The 18,794-nt window shown below is 38.4% G+C and carries 15 protein-coding genes; 9 read left to right on the forward strand and 6 right to left on the reverse strand.

Annotated features, from left to right (window positions below):
• Window positions 1–25 precede the first annotated feature (25 nt).
• Complete coding sequence (locus ACO6S2_RS11155) at window positions 26–610, reverse strand: hypothetical protein (protein WP_422358631.1); 585 nt, start codon at window positions 608–610, stop codon at window positions 26–28.
• 112 nt (window positions 611–722) lie between these two features.
• Here ACO6S2_RS11155 and ACO6S2_RS11160 point away from each other — a divergent pair, with 112 nt between their 5' ends.
• The 8 genes from ACO6S2_RS11160 to ACO6S2_RS11195 all read left to right on the forward strand — a co-directional run bounded on the left by ACO6S2_RS11160 (window position 723) and on the right by ACO6S2_RS11195 (window position 10,431).
• Window positions 723–914: a cold-shock protein gene (locus tag ACO6S2_RS11160; RefSeq protein WP_420581382.1), complete on the forward strand. Its 192-nt coding sequence runs from the start codon at window positions 723–725 to the stop codon at window positions 912–914.
• A gap of 148 nt (window positions 915–1,062) precedes the next feature.
• Window positions 1,063–2,814 carry a PQQ-dependent sugar dehydrogenase gene (locus ACO6S2_RS11165; protein WP_422358632.1) on the forward strand — a complete coding sequence of 584 codons (1,752 nt, stop codon included), beginning with the start codon at window positions 1,063–1,065 and terminating at the stop codon, window positions 2,812–2,814.
• A 255-nt stretch (window positions 2,815–3,069) separates the two neighbouring features.
• Window positions 3,070–4,209: a saccharopine dehydrogenase family protein gene (locus ACO6S2_RS11170; protein ID WP_422358633.1), complete on the forward strand. Its 1,140-nt coding sequence runs from the start codon at window positions 3,070–3,072 to the stop codon at window positions 4,207–4,209.
• A gap of 87 nt (window positions 4,210–4,296) precedes the next feature.
• Entirely contained in the window at window positions 4,297–6,027 is a 1,731-nt protein-coding gene (locus tag ACO6S2_RS11175; RefSeq protein WP_422358634.1) for a DEAD/DEAH box helicase, read from the forward strand.
• Between the two features lie 208 nt (window positions 6,028–6,235).
• Window positions 6,236–8,044, forward strand: a complete 1,809-nt coding sequence (locus ACO6S2_RS11180) for a tetratricopeptide repeat protein (protein WP_422358635.1) — start codon at window positions 6,236–6,238, stop codon at window positions 8,042–8,044.
• 43 nt (window positions 8,045–8,087) lie between these two features.
• Window positions 8,088–8,261 carry a hypothetical protein gene (locus tag ACO6S2_RS11185; RefSeq protein ID WP_422358636.1) on the forward strand — a complete coding sequence of 58 codons (174 nt, stop codon included), beginning with the start codon at window positions 8,088–8,090 and terminating at the stop codon, window positions 8,259–8,261.
• Between the two features lie 41 nt (window positions 8,262–8,302).
• A complete protein-coding gene (locus ACO6S2_RS11190) occupies window positions 8,303–9,229 on the forward strand; it encodes a tetratricopeptide repeat protein (protein ID WP_422358637.1) in 927 nt (308 codons plus the stop codon).
• Between the two features lie 68 nt (window positions 9,230–9,297).
• Window positions 9,298–10,431 carry a sensor histidine kinase gene (locus ACO6S2_RS11195; RefSeq protein ID WP_422358638.1) on the forward strand — a complete coding sequence of 378 codons (1,134 nt, stop codon included), beginning with the start codon at window positions 9,298–9,300 and terminating at the stop codon, window positions 10,429–10,431.
• Window position 10,432: 1 nt separating this feature from the next.
• Here ACO6S2_RS11195 and ACO6S2_RS11200 read toward each other — a convergent pair whose 3' ends face one another.
• Entirely contained in the window at window positions 10,433–11,266 is an 834-nt protein-coding gene (locus tag ACO6S2_RS11200; RefSeq protein ID WP_422358639.1) for a hypothetical protein, read from the reverse strand.
• Window positions 11,267–11,320: 54 nt separating this feature from the next.
• The gene (locus tag ACO6S2_RS11205) at window positions 11,321–12,178 is read right to left on the reverse strand and encodes a hypothetical protein (RefSeq protein WP_422358640.1); all 858 of its coding nucleotides are present in this window, start codon (window positions 12,176–12,178) and stop codon (window positions 11,321–11,323) included.
• 250 nt (window positions 12,179–12,428) lie between these two features.
• On the opposite strand from ACO6S2_RS11205, the gene ACO6S2_RS11210 reads away from it, so the two are divergent.
• The gene (locus ACO6S2_RS11210) at window positions 12,429–13,157 is read left to right on the forward strand and encodes a hypothetical protein (RefSeq protein WP_422358641.1); all 729 of its coding nucleotides are present in this window, start codon (window positions 12,429–12,431) and stop codon (window positions 13,155–13,157) included.
• Window positions 13,158–13,178: 21 nt separating this feature from the next.
• Here ACO6S2_RS11210 and ACO6S2_RS11215 read toward each other — a convergent pair whose 3' ends face one another.
• The 3 genes from ACO6S2_RS11215 to ACO6S2_RS11225 form a co-directional block, all read right to left on the reverse strand.
• Window positions 13,179–14,201, reverse strand: a complete 1,023-nt coding sequence (locus tag ACO6S2_RS11215) for a DUF481 domain-containing protein (protein WP_422358642.1) — start codon at window positions 14,199–14,201, stop codon at window positions 13,179–13,181.
• Between the two features lie 58 nt (window positions 14,202–14,259).
• Complete coding sequence (locus ACO6S2_RS11220) at window positions 14,260–16,257, reverse strand: OmpA family protein (RefSeq protein WP_422358643.1); 1,998 nt, start codon at window positions 16,255–16,257, stop codon at window positions 14,260–14,262.
• 226 nt (window positions 16,258–16,483) lie between these two features.
• Window positions 16,484–18,721 (reverse strand): DUF5916 domain-containing protein, encoded by a 2,238-nt coding sequence (locus tag ACO6S2_RS11225; RefSeq protein WP_422358644.1) that lies wholly within the window; start codon window positions 18,719–18,721, stop codon window positions 16,484–16,486.
• Window positions 18,722–18,794 lie beyond the last annotated feature (73 nt).

The raw sequence follows: 18,794 nt of genomic DNA on the forward strand, positions 1-18,794 counted from the left end.
TTTGGTCATTGGCTCATTGAACAAACTACTTCCTGGGAGGAGTGATCATGATATGCGCAGCATGTGTACCTGGAAACATCAACCAAGGTCCACCAGGAACCATAGGCTTCAGAGGTAGCCCGCTAGTCTCTTGAGTCGCCCAGGGCATGTAGACTACATATCTCAGGTTAGCATTTTCAACCAAACCTGTTTCTTTATTGTACTTAGCCTCCTTGCCATAGAGGACGTGAAGTGTGGCAGGCTTTTCAGGCATTTTTAGCGTACCAGCTTTGGCTTCGGCTTCTCTAATGTTTGATACTTCTTGTCTGGATTTGCCTTCTGCCTTTAATGCTCTGCCTCTGGCCATAAAGTCTGCCAAGCTGGAGTGATAACAAGCGGCATTAAATCCGTCCTTGTTAGGATTGTCGGCCAGGCATACCAATTGATTGCTGCCTTTTCTGAGTTCGATGAGTTCTCCATTATCGTTATAGCCAAGTACTGTCGCATCGGCTCTTTGTTCTTCTGGTCCGGCCTGTATGGCTGCATTGATTTGGTCTTCGCCAGATGGTACTTGTGCGAAGGCACTGGATGAAACAAAAAGAATAAGAGAGAGTAGGGATAAGTTTTTCATATAGAGAATCGCTGTTTAATTACTGGAAATGTAGTTAAAAATAATTTGTCATTTTTTTGTATTATCACTTAACCTACATACTTTACACTATAATTTATTCTAATATAGTACAATGAAACAAGGTAAAGTAAAATTCTTCAACGAATCCAAAGGATATGGGTTTATCGTTGATGATGAAGATTCAAAAGAGTATTTCGTTCACATTTCTGGTCTGGTTGACCAAGTGAAAGAAGGAGATGCGGTGACGTTTGATTTAAAAGAAGGTAAAAAAGGCTTGAATGCGGTTGACGTAAAACAAGCTTAAATTATATCTCGTTTTTATTAAAGGTATAAGTCCCGGGCAATCGGGACTTTTTTTATGTTTTAACTGTCCATTTTATGCATCAATGAGATAGAATTTTTATTTAACCAAGTTTTTTCCTTTACGCAATTAGAATATAAAGTGACCAAATATGAATTATAGTTGCCTTAATAATTTCACATTTTTATCAGCCATGTTGGTATTAGTGCAAATAAATTTTGTTGTGGCTCAAAATGACTTGCCTGAACATATGATTCCAAAAGAATCTAGTTACACGATGGTATTAAAAAGCTTTGCTGATCATAAAGAATATGAAAGTGGAACTGGAAGCAATCCAGCTGGTACAGTTTCTGCCTTCGGGGCAATCAAGGTTGGGGCCCCAAAAGATGGTACGGGCAGAGTATTTGTCTCTTTTCAAACGGGCAAAATAATAGTCTATGATTCATTGGGAAAAGAGTTAAATGTATTTTTAGATCTTTCTTCAATATCGTCAGAAACTGGTTTTATAAATGGTGAAGGTGCTAGTGCTTTTCGTGGTTTAATGTATTTTGATTTTCATCCTCAATATGGAATTGAAGGAAGTTTAGGTTACGGGAAAATATATTTGGGTTATCAAGTCAAAAGTTCTTTTGACCAATATGGATTACATGCCAATTATCGTATCCAAGATTTTAACAGTAGAACAGGATCAAATCAATACGCAATCTCAGAATTTACTGTAGATCTTTCAGATAAGAATAAAGCTGATATCAATTCTTATCGAGAAATATTTAGAGTTCAAACAGAGGGCAATAATCCTCATGGGCTAGGTGAGCTCGCATTTAACCCTAACTTGAAGCTCGGAGATGAAAACTTTGGTTTGCTTTATGTTGCAATTGGAGATGGTAATGCATTAGGAAATAATGCGCCGGACAAGGGTTATATTCAACAACTGAACAACCCTTTTGGGAAGATTTTGTGTATTAACCCCTTGCAAACTGCAAATTCAAAATATAGTATTCCACTAAGTAACCCCTATTACGGTCAACAAAATACGGCACAAGAAATATATGCAGTAGGATTTCGCGATCCCCAAACCTTCAGTTTTTCAAAAGATTTAAATGGTGAACAGATCTTAATCGTATTTGATATTGGAGCTTCTGATCGTGAAGAAATTGTATTTGCTAGACCTGGAGGTAATTATGGTTGGGATCGATTTGAAGGAACTCTTATTCATGATAGTAGCATTTTGTTATATAACAATCAGAAACACTCCTTGCCTGTAGTTGAATATGATCATTCTATTTCTAGCTATGCAATAGCAGGCGGGTTAATTGTTAGCGATTTAAACGATGGGTCTTTCAAGGAAAAGGTGATTTTCACTGATCTTCCAACTGGTCGAATGTTTTTTTCAGATTACAAGAAGATGCTTCATTGCGAGAAAGAAGGAACCCAATCAAATTTTTATGAAATCACAAATTTTGACTTAGATAACAATTCAACCAATCAAAGTGTTTCAATTAAAGAATTGTTAAATATTGAAAGGGGAGATATTAGATTTGGATTCGACGAAAAAGGAGCGGTTTATTTGATTTCCAAACAAGTAGGAAAGATTTTCAAAACTGATTTTGTGAGAACAAAAAATATAATACTGTCTAGTGCTGCACAAAATAATTTTAGTGATGATATTATTTTGTATCCTAACCCAGCTGATGAATATATAAAAGTAAAGATGCCGAAATCAACAAATAATACTAATCTCAATGTGAGTATTAGAAATTATACAGGTATTATTTTTGAAACGGTGGTGAAATATGAGGCTGAAGAGTTCGTAATTGATTTAGATAAATTAGAGTCAGGTTTTTATATTGTTGATTTAATAATTAACGACAGAAGTTTTCATGAGAAAATTTTTATCAAATAATAATTGACAACAATATGAATAGCTTTGTTTCAATAAGCAAACAGTTTTATTAAATGAGAACATATATCTCCATACCTTCTTCTAATCAAATGCCATGGGTGCTTATTCCAGGGTTGTAGCTCGTACAATCTCATTAACCAGAGGTCTCTGTTAGAGTCAAACTCTTCAGTCAACCGAGCGGTAGCCTTCATCTGTGTGTATAGGACAATCGAAGCATGACGGCTCTTTATTATTTCAATCACAAATCATCAAAATATGAATAATATCATCGTATTAGGCGGTGGCATGGTCGGAAGCGCCATGGCTATCGACCTGTCTAATAATCATAAAGTCACCGTTACCGATTTCAACCAAAGGGCACTGGACAAACTAAAAAACATATCGCCCAAGATCGAAGTCACCCAGCTAGACGTCACCAAGGAAAATGAATTGAAGGAACTCATTTCACCTTTTGATTTGGTAGTCTGCGCTGTGCCAGGCTTTCTCGGTTATCAAACCCTACAATGGATCATAGAAGCGAAAAAGGATGTGGTAGACATTTCTTTCTTTCCTGAAAATGCTTTGCAACTCAAGGAATTGGCGAAAGCAATGGAAGTCACCGCCATCGTGGATTGCGGTGTAGCTCCGGGTATGAGCAATCTAGTACTCGGTTATCACAACGAAACCATGAAAATCGACCACTTCGAGTGTCTTGTGGGAGGCTTGCCTAAAGTGAAAAAATGGCCATTTGCTTACAAGGCACCTTTTTCTCCTATAGATGTGATCGAAGAATATACGCGTCCTGCCAGATATGTCGAAAACAGTCATATTGTGACAAAACCCGCGTTATCTGATGTGGCACAAGAAGAATTTGATGGTGTGGGAACGCTGGAGTCATTTAACTCCGACGGTCTCCGTTCTTTATTGTTTACGATGGGACATATCCCAAATATGATCGAGAAGACGTTGCGCTATCCTGGTCATGTGGAGTACATTCAGGTATTAAAGTCCAGTGGTTTTTTTAGCGAACAACCAATTGACGTAAAAGGAACCACAGTAAGTCCTTTGGATTTCACATGCAAGGTGCTCTTTGATGAGTGGAAATTGGGTGAGACCGAAGAAGAAATCACAGTGATGCGAATTACTGTATCAGGTAAAAATGAATCCGGTGATCAAGAAACCATCGTTTATCATTTGCATGATGCCTATGATCCTGAGACACAAACTTCATCGATGGCCAGAACAACCGGATATACAGCCACTGCCGCAGTGAATTTAGTTTTAGATAAGAAGTTCAACGAAAAAGGCGTGTTTCCACCTGAGTTGGTGAGCAATCATACCGGTTGTTTTGATTTCATTTTGCAATACTTGAGTGAAAGAGGAGTGGTTTATCGCAAAGAGACCATTTTGGGATAATTTGCTCGTAGAAGAGAATCTTATGGGCAATTGATAGCGCAGGGCTATTAATTGCCTACCTTTGCAACTTATCATAAGATTTTCAGATTGAATACTTTTTCAGAACTCGGGCTCGAACCACGTTTGGTTGATGCGCTCACCGATTTAGGCATTGTTAAACCTACGCAGATTCAGCAAGAGGCCATTCCCATTTTACTCGACTCCATGCAGGATTTTATTGGCTTGGCGCAAACGGGCACTGGAAAGACGGCGGCCTTTGGCCTACCATTGATTCAGTCAGTCAATGAGGATTCAAATACCTGTCAGGCTGTGGTATTGGCACCCACACGGGAATTAGCCCAGCAGATTGCAGAACAGCTCAAAAATTTTTCTAAAAAGAAGCCGAAACTTAAAGTAGAAGTGGTTTTTGGTGGTGCAGCGATCACCAATCAAATCAAAGCGTTGAAAGCCAAACCGCAAATCGTTGTAGCTACGCCGGGTCGTTTGGTCGATTTGATCAACCGAAAGGTGATTAGCATGAAAGCACTAGACTATGTGGTACTGGATGAAGCTGATGAAATGCTCAATATGGGCTTCAAAGAAGAACTCAACAAAATCTTAGCAGATACCCCTCCGGAGAAAACTACCTGGCTGTTTTCGGCTACTATGCCGTCTGCCATCAAAAATATGGTGAACACCTACATGAATGATCCGAAAGAAGTATCGGTGAAAAGTGGAGTGGAAGTGAATAAAAATATCTCTCACCAATACTTAGTAGTGAAAGTAAGTGATAAACTAGAAGCCATCAAAAGGGTATTGGATGTGAATCCAAACTTCTATGGAGTCATGTTCTGTCGAACCAAGATTGATACGCAGAATTTAGCCGATGACATCAGTAGAGCTGGTTATAGGGCAGAGGCACTTCATGGTGATCTTACACAGAAACAGCGTGATTCTGTGATGAGAAAATTCAAAGACGGCACATTATCTATGCTTGTCGCTACAGATGTAGCAGCCAGAGGTATTGATGTGAATGACGTAACGCATGTGATCCACCACAGGTTGCCGGATGAGTTGGAGTTTTATACACACCGAAGTGGTAGAACGGCCAGAGCCGGAAAAAAAGGAATTTCGATTGCGTTGGTTAGCAAAGGCGAGGTAAGAAGAATCGCAGAAATTGAACGCAGGTTAAAGATTAAATTCGAAAAAGAGTTGATTCCAACTGCCTACGAGGTCATGTCTTCTCGAATGGACAACTCTTTGAAATTAATTGCTGATTACGAAATCAAGAAAGAATTACCTGAAGATTTGAAAAAACAAGCTCAGGATATGTTTGCCTCCTTGTCCAAAGAGGAACTAGTTGACAAACTATTAGCCCTAGAATTATCTAAGATTAGCATATCCAATAGCGGCAATTTAAATCAGACGGAAAACAGTAGATCAAAAGAAACAAGAGATCGCGATCGAAATGGTGGTAAACACTCCCGTTTGTTTATTAACCTTGGGAAAATCGATGATATCTCCAATGCAGAGCTATTGCATATGATTTGTGATATATCTGGAGCTAAGAAAGGACAAATCGGAAAAATTGAACTCCAGCAGAAAAGAGCCTATTTCGAAGTAGAAAAAGACATTGCGAAAGATGTCATGGGGAAATTCAAAGGCTACGAGTTCGAAGGTAGAGAACTCCGAGTAAATCTAGATGATGCCCCTCCCAAATCTGGCCGCTCTAATCAAAGAGGATATCAGGATAGAAAACGTCGAAGCTCTCGTAAACCTTCAGGTTCTGGAAGGTCGGGAGGTAGACAAGGTCGCTCTGGCGGTGGAAGAAGGCGATAATTTCCTTTTTTGGCTTAAAAAATAGTTATCTTGTTGCATGCAACGGTTTAATGTTGTTGTGAATTGAACAATTAGGATATTGACTTGAAATATTTTGATATTTATTTCAGTATCCCTTTGATAGGTTCGGGTTTAACATGTATATTTAAAGTCCGCCTGTATTATTTTATTAGAACTTGTTGAAGACTGTCTTCCAAATTTTAAAATAATGCAACCCAAGATTCAAAAAGAGCCATCCCTCGATAATGAGGCTCAAGTAAAAAGCGTGGAATCCACGTTGAAATATGCTATGGATTCTCGCGTAAGCAACGTCAAGAATTCCATAGATCTAACCATTCAGGCTCAAGCAAAAAGTGAAGCTATAGGGTACGAATTAGGATTGGCCAGATGTTCTTGTCAGCTGGGTTTGTTCTACATGATCATGGGCGATCATTTGGCAGGACTAGAACATTCAGAAGAAGCATTGACTGCTTTTCGAAAATTGGATGATAAGCAAGGAATGGCTGATGCCCTATATAACATAGGTAGCATCGAATATAAGTCCACTCAATATCACAAGGGATTAGAGCATTTGTATGAGTGCCTTCGTTTGCAGAAAGAAATTGAAGACTTTGTTGGGCAGTCAAAAACGCTAAAAGCTATTGGCTTTATTTATGAAGCTTTTGGTGAGCTGGATAAGGCCTTGGAAACTTATGTGAAATGTCGCGAACTGAGTCATCTAAATAATGATAAAAACGGTGAGTCTAACGCATGTAACCCACTTTCGGGGCTGTACCTTAAAAAAGGGGACTATAAAAATGCCTTAGAATCTATTAATACGAGCATTAGTTTAAAAAAGGAAACAGGGGATAAGCGAGGTCTGGCATTTTCCTGGTATGGCAAAGGCAAGATTCACCTACATATTAATGAGTATCAGGAGGCAGAAGAGTTTTTTAAGACTAGCCTAAAGGTACATAGTGAAGTAGGTGAGAAAATGGGTTGTGGAATGGCTCTTACCAAATTGGGTCAGGTGAGTCTGGCAACTAACCAGTATGAGCAGGCTAAAAAATATTTTCATGAGGCAATAGAAGTAGGAGAGCAAATCGATAATAAGCAAATAATGTTTAAGGCTTATTATGAGCTGTTTAACATAGCCATGAATGAAAATGATCAGGCGGAAGCCTTGGCCTATCATATCAAGTACCATGACTTTAAGGAGCAAGTCATCAATTCTGAGACTAAGAGTAAGATTAAAAGTCTTGAATCCATGTGGAAGATGGAATCTCTGGAGTCTGAGGCTAGAATTCAAAGGGAGAATAACTTAATAGTAGAAAAGAAGAACGAGGAATTGGATAAGTTCTCATCAAGAGTGTCGCATGACCTTCGTGGACCTATTTCTTCACTGATGGGGTTGTATGATGTAGTCAAATCGGAAATCAAGGATGAGCAAGCTTTGAAGTATTTTGATTTGTACCACCACCGAATTACTCGCATCAATCAAACCATTATTGATCTGTTGGAGCTTTCGAAGGTAAGAGACTGGCAACTTTCGAAGACAACCATAAACTTCGATGAAATGGTTTCAGATTGCATAGAATCATTTAATTATTTGCCAGGTTTCGATAAGATTAAATTTTCAATTGAAATCGAGAGGGAAATGAAGATTCAGTCAGATCGAAGTTTGATGAATACCATTATTCAAAACTTGATTGAAAACAGTATTAAATACTCTCGCCAGGATATTGACGAACCTTTTGTGAATATTCAGGTGATGCAAACAGCCGAGGACTACATGTGCATTATTGTTGAGGATAATGGAATAGGTATTGATCCCAAATATCAGGAGAAGGTCTTTGATATGTTTTATAGGGCCAATGAAGATGTACAAGGGTCAGGGCTTGGAATGTTTATCTTGAAATCGGCTGTTGACAAGCTAGAAGGAGAAGTTAGCTTGGTCAGTGACTTAAATAAAGGAACGAAATTCGTTATATTACTACCTATCATAGAAAATATGAAAAAAGAATACTTAGGTATATAGTATCAGAATAAGTATTTAAGCGTTTTGATAAAAAGTAATTATCATGAGTAAAAAAGTAGAAAAAATCGATAATCCGCTTGAAGACCTGGATGATAACGAAATCACCAATGTTGACCCAACTAAAATAGGAGGGTTGGATAAAAATGTGGCTGAAGAGTTTGATGAAGGAGCACTAGAATGGACAAAAAGCAGAGGTAAAAAGAAGGAAAAAAAATAAGCCTTCTCATTCATCTTTGAGCGGAACGAAATTGGGAGTTGATGACTAAGAAGAAAAGGTCAATAAGCATTGTTTTTATTCTTTTGATGCTATGCAGGCTTACTACGTTCTCGCAGACAGTAATTGATAGTCTGCTTGTTGAACTGAATAAGGTCGGTACCACGGAGGATAGTATTCGAATTTATCTGTCATTGTCGGAAACAGAGGAGGATGGTCCAATGTCCTTGAATTATGCGTATCAAGCCTTAGACAATCTGAATGAGATTGACAATAGTGAGCTTTTTGTTACTGCCTATCAGAGTATTGGCCATGCTCTGGAAAAGGTTAATCTGCTTGATTCTGCTAAGCTTTTTTATAAAAAAGCACTCACTCTTGCAGATTCCATTCAGAACACTTCAAAATCTGCCTTGATTCATCTTGATCTAGGGGACCTGGAGAATACGAGGGGAAACAATGCGGCCGCACTTCGCCACTTTACAACTGCCAACAATTATTTTGATACACCAAGTCATTTGGATAGTGCCTGGTTCTCTTTGAACCGATTGGGTATAGTGTATAATGAGATGGGCTTGTATGCGAAATCGCTGGAATATTATCTTAAAGCCTATCAACTTATTCAGGATTCTGATGATAACAATGCGAAACTGATTCTATTAAATAACCTAGGAATTATTTACAATGAAATTGGTAAGCCGGAAGACTCTAAGGAATATTATAATAGAGGGTTGGAAATAGCTAAGGCTTATGGTGTTTCAGATAAAGAGGCTGTGCTGCTGAGTAATCTTTCCATTGTCTACAAAGAACAGAGGGATACACTTGGAGCATTAGACTTAATTAGAAAATCACACGCCATTCAAGTTGAGAACAACTTTACTTGTGGCTTGGCCTATTCATACGAGGGCTTGGGAGAAATAATGACCTGGAAAAGGGAATATGACTCGCACGGTATTTTTTCGAACAAGCGATGAACTGGGCTAATACTTGTCAATTGACGGGTTGTCAAACAAGTATTTATCGCAATATGGGTTTGTTGGCAATGAAACAAAGAAAGAATCGTACAGCTGAAACTATGCTTCTTAAATCGTTGGATTTGGCCTCTAAAGCGAACTATGCTTTTGAAATGAAGGAGACAGCCAAAGGGCTTTTTGAGTTTTATAAATCCAAAAATGACCTAAAGAATGCCCTTAAATACCAACTAGAGTATAGTGATATAAAAGACTCTTTATTCAATGCCCAGTCTACCGAGAAAATTGCTAGAATGACAGCAGAATATGATTTCAAAAGAGAAATGGAATCATTGAAATACAAAAAAATGGCAGAAGAGATGCGGTTGAACGAAGAGCTTCGGGAAGAGCAGTCCTTCCAAAATAGTATTCTTGTGGTTTTAGTCTTAACTACACTTTTGGCAGCGAGTTTGGGAAGATCTTACTACTTGTTACAAAATCATAACAAAAAACTAACCGTGCTTAATGAGGAAAAAAATACTTTGATGGGCGTAGTGGCTCATGATCTTCGTAGCCCATTAAATAATATCAAAGGTCTGATTGCACTAGTGAAAATGGAAAAGTCAAGCCTGACTCCAGAGCAGAGTCATTACTTTCATTTGGTCGATGATACCATGGAGCGTATGCGTGACATGATAGATCGTGTATTGGATGTTAGTGTGGTAGAGGATATGAAGGTAAATCTCAATTTGAAAAAGGTGGATCTTGGACAGACTATGAACTTTGTTGCTGGTAATTTTGAGCTCTTGGCAAGCAAGAAGTCTATTGCTATCCAAAGCAATATAGATACCGAAAAGCATTTCATATTTGCTGACTACAATTATCTATTGCAGGTTATTGAAAACCTTCTATCCAACGCGATTAAATTTTCGGAGTCTGGTAAGAGTATCTTTCTTAATGTCTTCCAGGAAGATGGGAGTGAAACAATGATTATTAGAGATGAAGGACCAGGCATAAGCGAAGAGGATCAACCTAAGCTGTTTACCAAGTTTCAGAAGCTGAGCGCAAAACCTACGAACAACGAACAGTCTACCGGATTAGGACTGTCCATTGTAAAAAAGTTTGTAGACGCAATGGAGGCAGAAATAAGTTGTGAGAGTGAAGTTGGTGTAGGCACCAGCTTCATCGTGAGGTTTAAGTCTGCCGTAGAGGAGGAATTAGTTTAACTTATTCCTTGAGTAGTTTGATTTGGAACTCCAATGCTTCCATTTTGGCATCCAAGGCGGTGGCCTCTTCATTGCCATTAAAATGATCGTAGACGAACTTCCTTGCTTTTTTTACATCCACCAATGCTTGATCAAAATCATGAAGTTTTGAATAGTTGATCAAGCCACTGTAGTAGTAGTTATAAACATGATTGTAATCAGCAGATATCGGAGGATTTTGCTGATAGAGCGTCTCTGATTGAGTGAAATAGTTTGTTGCCTCTTCTATGTTGCCTTGCTTGTATTGTAATAAACCAAGTAGGTCATCGATCTCATAAGATTCACCTATAAGCTCTTTTAGTATAAGTAGTTCGTCTATGACGAGCACAACTAAACTGTCAGTTTTTGGGTCATTTGAACCACGGTCTATTCTTAGCGAGTCGGCAATAGTTTTCCCAAATTGGAAAGTAACATTCAATAAATCACCTTTAGTCTCGGCGATTAAGTCAGAACATTTACCATCATCAAATCGAATAGCTTGGTCTAGGTCTTCAAACGCATTGACTAAGATATTAGGGTTGTCAGAGATAAATTCCGAATTGTTGTTGCCTAGCATTACGCCAAAGTATTCCGCCACGGTTTTAGCTCTGTAGTTGTATGCACGCGGCACATCCTTGCCCTTCATGAGATACTTATTATCCAATGCTTGCGTAAAACTCAATAGAGCAGTTTCATAGTCCTTCTTTTCATAAGCAGCCATTCCATTTTCATAGAATTGATCTTGTGCATGTATGGCATGAATAGAAAATGTTTCTATTATAAAAATAAGAAGGCAGAGTTTATGAAGAATTTTCATCCTTGAATGTACGGTTTGACTTTAGTATATGTTGTTTAAAAAAGAGAACGAACCTTAGTTACTGGAATCTTTGATTCGTGTCATATATGAGCGGAAGCGATTTTCAATCTTGTTGAGACGAAGAATCTCATTCATTTCACTATCGTCCAAATTATTGATTAGGACGGAGGTATAAGAGCTGCCTTGCTTGCAGACATTCTGGGTTTCTTTCAGGTCGTTTGCTATCTTAAAATAGTAATTAGCACTCAGAACAAAATTTTTCAGGTGTAATGGACTAATTGGTTGTTCAGTCAATTTTGAAAATTGGTCTCTACCTTTTTTGAATTCAGACATAGCTTTTGGGTTTTCTCCAAGATAGAAATGAGCCAAACCTAAGATGTCATGAAGCTCCCAATTGTCGACAGCAATGTTTTCTAATTCGCCAAATTGCTTGATCGCGAAATTGGCCAAAAAGTTGGTGGTTTCGTTGGGCTGATTTTCGTCGTAAGTCATCAAAGAATCTCCTATTACTTTCAGCGCATGTGAAGAGACCTCAACCAATGTTTTTTTAGACTCATTGATCATTGACTTTGTGTTGCCGTCCTGGAATTTTGAGGCACGTACCATTTCTTGGATGGTTTGGTGAATTTGACCTTGCTTGGCAATGATATTACTGAATTTGACATTATTTAGATCCTTCTCCAAATAAGCAGTTCTGATGACTGCCAAATAAGCATAGGCTTGAGAAAGGTCTTTGCCTGAAATTTCAAACTTTTCATTCTCCACCACTTTGGTGAAACACACCAAGGCCTCATGATAGCGATTAGCTTGCATCGCCTCAAGGCCTTTTTTGTAATTATCTGTTTGAGCAGTGACTACAAAAGACTGAAGTGCAAAGATTACGGTAAGTAAAGTAAAGGTGGCTTTTTTCATAGCTGTTGTATTTTTTCGTCAGCGACTTGGTGTCACGTTCTAATCAATTACAGCCGCAAAGCTCCAAATTATATTGACGGATAGCAATGATTTTTTATATAAAAGGCTGAAAATTACGGTTTTACACGGATGAATAGTAGGGGATTTTCCTATGTTTCTTGATTTTTTTTGAGGAGAATAATTATTTCAATAAGAAAATAAAGAAGCTTTTGATATTTATATATTTGTCTTCTATCAGTTTATACAACCCATGAGATCAATTGTAAAATACTTTCTTGTATTGTTCTTTATACTTTCTTGTCTTTCAGTAAATGCTCAGTCCGGAGATACCTATGTGACTACTGGTGGTGAGTGGATTTTTTCTTTTGGAGGAACAGACAACGATGGAGCAATTCGATTCAGTCCAGTTTTTAACTTTCAGATGAATGTCAATAAAGATGTAAATGAAAATTTCGGATTCTATTCGGGAGTGGCGATGCGAAATGTTGGATTTATTTGGGATGACCCAGACAGTGCTCAGATCAGAAAAAAATTTAGAACATATAACATTGGAATCCCCGTAGGGCTAAAGCTAGGAGATACCAATGGTTTGATGTTGTTTGGAGGGTATGAGCTGGAAATCCCGTTTAATTACAAGGAGAAAACGTTTGTCAATGAGAAGAAGGAGGACAAGTTTAGCGTCTACTTCAGTGACAGAGTGCCTTCTTTGTATCATACATTGTTTGCTGGTGTGCAGTTTTACTCTGGTATCAGTCTTAAGTTCAAATATTACTTGACTAATTTCCATAATAAGTCATATACTGAAGTGGTAAATGGAGTCGAAGTAATGCCCTATCAAAACCTAGACAGCAATGTTTTTTATATATCTCTCAACTTCAGTTTATTCCGGAATACAGAATTTCATTACAAAAAGATAGATCGGGACGTTTCAAGAGTGTCCTATTTGGATTGTCCAGGGAGTAAGAAAATGAGAAACTAAGTAGAGTGGAAGAGGAAGAAACTAAAACTTCCACCCAATGCTACTTTTAATTACATAGTCCGACCTCGAGCCAGTGGTTTCCTCATTAGAGTCAAAGTTATAAGTGACATTACCACCTATGTAAAAATCGAGTGGAAGGTCGTATTTGGTGTCAAATATAACATTTACCCTTTGTCGGCTTCTATGAGCTATGATAGAAAAATACTGAATTTTGGTACTCAGGGTAAAGTCTTTAATTCCAAATATTTTGAGCTCTACCTCTCCAAATGATTCTATACTTTCACCTGAAGCGTTGTCTTCATTCGTGTATTTTTCAGCATTGAGAGCTATTCCTGCTGCCGATACCAAATACATTTTGTTATTTCTGATTACATCTCTACCCAGACCAACTTGAATCGTTGTTCTTAGGTCAAGATTTTGTTCATCACTTTTGAGAAAATCGGCGGCGCCTAAGACATACCATTTTCTTGTAAAGAACATTTTCAGGCTGGTACCATAATTATCACGTTCGGTCACAATGGTATCCTGAACTACATTGTACAACGTGTTAACATATAGATCAGCTTGCAGGCCAGTGTACAGATATGAAATGCCTCCGGAAACATTGAGCTGTTTAGTGTCGCTTGCTTTGGTAATAGAAGCCCCGGCATCTACATTAGCAGATATCCTGTTTATAAATGCCTCTTCAAATGATTTTAGATAGACTATTTCTAAGGTTTTAGCAAACATTTTGGATCCTTCTTCGGGATATAATATTAAATAATCACTATTGTTAGGGTCAGGTGATATGGTTCCTGTAAACCGGTAATTATGCGATAGCATAATAATGAAATTAGTCTTCGTTTTGAGGGATTTTACATCATCCCAATCTACTTTAAAATCATCTTCACTGTACTCAGTTTCAAATGTTAGTACACCATTTTCTAGTTCTTTAATCTCTCCGATCAGCACTTGATTGTTGTGCATGAAAACGGTATCCTGATTTTGACCAAGGGAAGCGTGTGAAACAAGGATGAAAATGGCAAAAAGAAGACTTCTGGTCATCGGGTTGTTCTATTAAATAGCAAAGGTATAAACCAGCCTTTTTAGAACAAATGAAATATTACTTATTCATGCTAAGTGATTGATTCAGAACTCTTAATTCTATTCGGCGATTTAAACTTCTGCCGTCTTCTTCATCATCGTTAGAAGCCAGAGGTTGAGACTCTCCATAGCCTATAGCTATTAGTCTACTTGGTGATATACCATGAGAAATGAGGTAGTTCTTTACGCTTTCTGCACGTGCCTGTGAAACTTGGAGATTGACTTCATACGAGCCGATGTTGCAAGTGTGACCGCCTATTTCAACAACCAGTCCTGGATTTTCAACCATCACTTGATGTATTTTCTTCAAAGTAGGAATAGATCCCTGCTGAATGGATGTGGCATGCAGGTCAAAATAGATGTTGTTGAGAATGGCTTTTTCTCCTGATCGAAATTTGCTTCCAATCATCTCCAGTTTCTCATACTGTGGTCGGGAAGTGTTTTCTCCTTGATATAGTGCAGCATAATCTGTCTCCTGATCTAGTTGTTCGGGTACGGTGATGTAGAAGTTCTTTTCGTAGGATTTGTGATGTTCGTCATGAGTTGAATAGACCTGTGTTGAAAACAGTAGTTGATTTTTTAAATAGATATTAGCAATAAAATTCTCATTTTCATAAACCTCAATCTTGTAGTTTCCTGTCGCATCAGTTGAAGTAGTAAAGGATTCGTCTTGATATTTGGTTGGGTGAAAGATTACCTTTGCTTGGGGAATAGGTTCCAGAGTCTCTTGATCGTAAACCACTCCCGAGGCTAGAACCTTTCCTTGTTTATGGAAATAGTATATGTCGAAATCTCCTTGTCCATGTAACCTATTGGAACTCAGAAATCCTGAAATATTGTCTTCGTTTAACTGGTAGTTTATTTCATCATCTATTGAGTTTATCGGATAGCCGACGTTTACAGCAGCACCCCACAAGCCGGTAACTGGATCAATTTCTGATTTGAAGATATCGTAACCTCCAATTGACTCAGGTCGATCTGAGCTAAAATATAAGGTCTTTCCATCGTGAGATAGAAAGGGATGATCTTCATTTGAATTAGAATTTATCTGACCTACGATAGGAAGTGGGGAAGACCAGCTTTCATTGGTAGGGTCCAAAATGGATTGAAATAGATCTAGTTTACCATTTTCGCCCTTAGAAGCAAAGTAAATGATGTTTTCATCATCGTTGATGAAGAAGTGAGACTCAACCAGATGATCTCTAAGTCCAGAGTTAAACTCCTGTGGGTTGCTCCACCCGGAAGACATGGGTTCCGAGTAATAAAGGTCGCCTCCAGTGTCTTCCTTATACATGAACAGTTTGCCATCATTGTTTACCACTTCTATCTTGGTGTTGTTGTCATCTAAAGCACCAAGGTTTCTTAGTACTCGGGGTGAACTAAACTTATTGTTTGATTTAAGACTATAAAAGACCTGGTATTGATCAACCAGTCTGCCTGCAGGTCTTGAAGACACGAGTAATAATTCATCATGCTCAGAAAAGAAAGCTGGTGAAAGATCGGCGTATTCAGAGTTGATTGGTGCCGCCAGTGGTTCTATTTCGAAATCATTAACAGTCGCATAGAATTCCTTGGCTCTTTTGGCCATGGTTAGGAAATATTCTGATTCCTTTTTTATCTCATGAGTTCTGTAAATGTCAATGTCAAGAAAAGCTTGGAAATGTTGTTCAGCTAGTTCAAACTCGTATCTACCATAATGAATTCGACCGAGCCAGTAGTTGTAGAACTTATCAGTGATGCCTTCATTTTGTTCATACTCTTTTAAGGCGGTCATATCGCTGCCTCTACCCGTAGAAAGATGATAAGCAACAAAGGAGTGATATTGGATATAGTGGTTTTTGGGGTAGTCTTCCATGAGTTGATTGTACAACTCTAGCGCTTTGGTAAAGTTCTCTTTGAAGAAATAGTAATCCGCTTGTTCGATCAATTGCTTTTTGCTCAATTTTTTCTCAACGATTTGAGCTTGAGAAATAGTGAACACACAAAGCACCAATATCAATGCTATATACCTTTTCATGTTGACTTATTAGATTATTAAGTAAACAAACCTAAAAATAAAATGGTTGGAATTTGGAGCGAAAATCTGTAATAGGGTGGATTTAGGAGGATGCCATATATGATTTAAGAGATTTTCTTAAAGCGTCTTTATGCGATTCTTTTAGATATTTAGGAAAAATAGAAATAAATCCTTCTATCTATCTGATTATTAATAATTAAGATGGTTTTGATTAAACTAGTTTCGACTATAGGTTTAACCAGTAAGTGAGCTTGACGACAAGTGCGCGATTTCTTTTCTGAAGACCAAAATCTTGGTTCATATCCATAGTGGCATAATTGTCTGTGTATACAATGAAAAAATCTGACACTGGCTTGAACCTCCACTGAAGTCTTGTATTGATGTTGAAATTTTCTGCCTGGTTGTTGTACTGCAAGAAGGAGGTGAGAAACAGCTTTCTTGTCATAGTCAAATCTATTCGTGAGCCTATCAGTACTAGGTCAGCACTGTTATACGGTGCGGGCATAGATAGTCTGTTGTAATTGATATTTACGCTGAAAGCAGCGAATGGCTGAATTCGATAACTAACATCTCCACCCAGCCTAAATCTCTTGCCATTAAAATATTGACCATATTGTCCGACCAAACTATAGGAGAATGTCTTTCGCTCATCAGAGTTGAACCGAGCCCATACCCAGTGATAAGTGTATTCGGTATCGGCTACTAATTCCTGGCCTTCTGTATTGGTTGGATCAAATGAATTAAACAAGTAAGTAAATCGTCGTCTAACAGAAAAATCGAATCTGGCGGTGTTTTGAAATTGCATGTTTTCGGTTATCGCCATGAGTTGATCTGATTTTACTTGTTCTCCTGTGGTTTCTGTATCTCCCCAAAGGGTCTCCAAGGTGGCTTCTATTTGATGGAAGTTTACAGGCCCTTGTTTTGGATAAAAGTTACGTGCCAGTACATTTTCAATTCTGAAAAGCCCGTTTCTTGGTACGAATCCCATTTCGGCGTTGAAGCCTTCGCCTACTAAGGTATGAGCCCACTCTACACGCCAGTTTCGGCCTCGATAGGCGAGCCAAAAAGCGTGGGCATATTCCTCTGAGTCAATACTGTCGCTGTCCCAGGATCGTTGATACATGGTCTTGCCAATCCATTTATTGTCAGCAGAGGCAAGGTTGTAATCTACACCGACCACTCTGTTGAAATGGTCTGGGTCAAAATCCATATTGTCGTTAGGAGAATCAAAGGTTTGTTTGTTCACAACGACCGCTCCAATATTAGATCTTGCGAATACTTTACGCTGAAGGGCAGCAAATGAGTAGTTATATCCAGGTAAGCTGATATCTTCTATTGCCTCAGTTTGCATGTTTAGTAGTCCAATTCTCCAGTTGTTGTCAAGCTTTCCACTCAGTCTGGCACCATATAGTATTTTGTTGGGTCGTATTTCCCCATTGATTGTATCGTTCACTATGCCTATACGTCTAGAGAAAAATGTCCTGGCATAGTAGGGATGTCCAAAATTGGAGAAGAGATCAGCATTCTCTAAGAAGAATTGCCTTTTTTCAGGGAAGAATAACTCGAACCTGTCCAAATTGGTAACCTGCTGATCTACTTCAACTTGCGAAAAATCAGGATTAACTGTCAAATCAAGGTTTAGACCTGAGCCAATAGCAACCTTAGCATCTCCACCAAAATTCACTTTGGATTCTGTACCGTGCTGGTCTGCATCCTCAAAATCTCTGTTTATCTCTGTAGCGGTATAGGGAATAAGAGAAATATTTGTCCCAGGCTTTTTCAATGGTTGGTCCCACTGCAATACTCCAGTAAAGGCCAGCGATTTAATATCGTAATTCCTTGGTATTTGATTCCAGGTAGACCTTTCACCATTTTCACTGTCCAAACGATAAAAGTTAATATTCCATTGGTCCATACCCTCCTTAAATCGAATGGATTTAAATGGGATGGCACCTTCAGCTACCCAATAGCCGGGATATTTTTTGGCTTCTGCGTACCACTTATTGTCCCAGGACCATGAGGTTCCTCCAAACCCTCCAGCAATAAGGCCTTCTCTCTGAACTCCATAGGAGTTGACTCCAAATTGAAAGGCATTGGTTTTGTCTTGAAAAGTATCAAAAAGTAAAGAGATGCCGTCAATTTGATTTCCTCTGTAATCTCTTCTGAAAGAAGGTACTACATATTCTCTGTCCTCTGATTGATTGTACATCTTGGCTGAGAAATACAAAAAGTGATCGTCGTAAGTAAGTCTGATCTCAGTTTGTGAGTCTGCTCTAGAACTGTCGCTAGGAAAATACTGGAAGAAATTTTGAGCTACATCAAGCTCTTCCCAAACATCTTCATCCAGCACCCCGTCAATTTTGATGGCGGAATCTGTTTTCTTGATTTGATATACCAAATCCTGCCCATAGGATGGTAGAAAAGATATACTCAACAGTGCCGTATATAGAATGATTTTGCTCAAGATTCTTTGTTTACTCAATAAGTCGGCAAAGAAAACTCTTCTTCTTTGGTTCGACTAATCACATTGTGCTAAA

Origin of the sequence: Reichenbachiella sp. (assembly GCF_965233835.1) — a bacterium.
Classification (GTDB): Bacteria; Bacteroidota; Bacteroidia; order Cytophagales; family Cyclobacteriaceae; genus Reichenbachiella.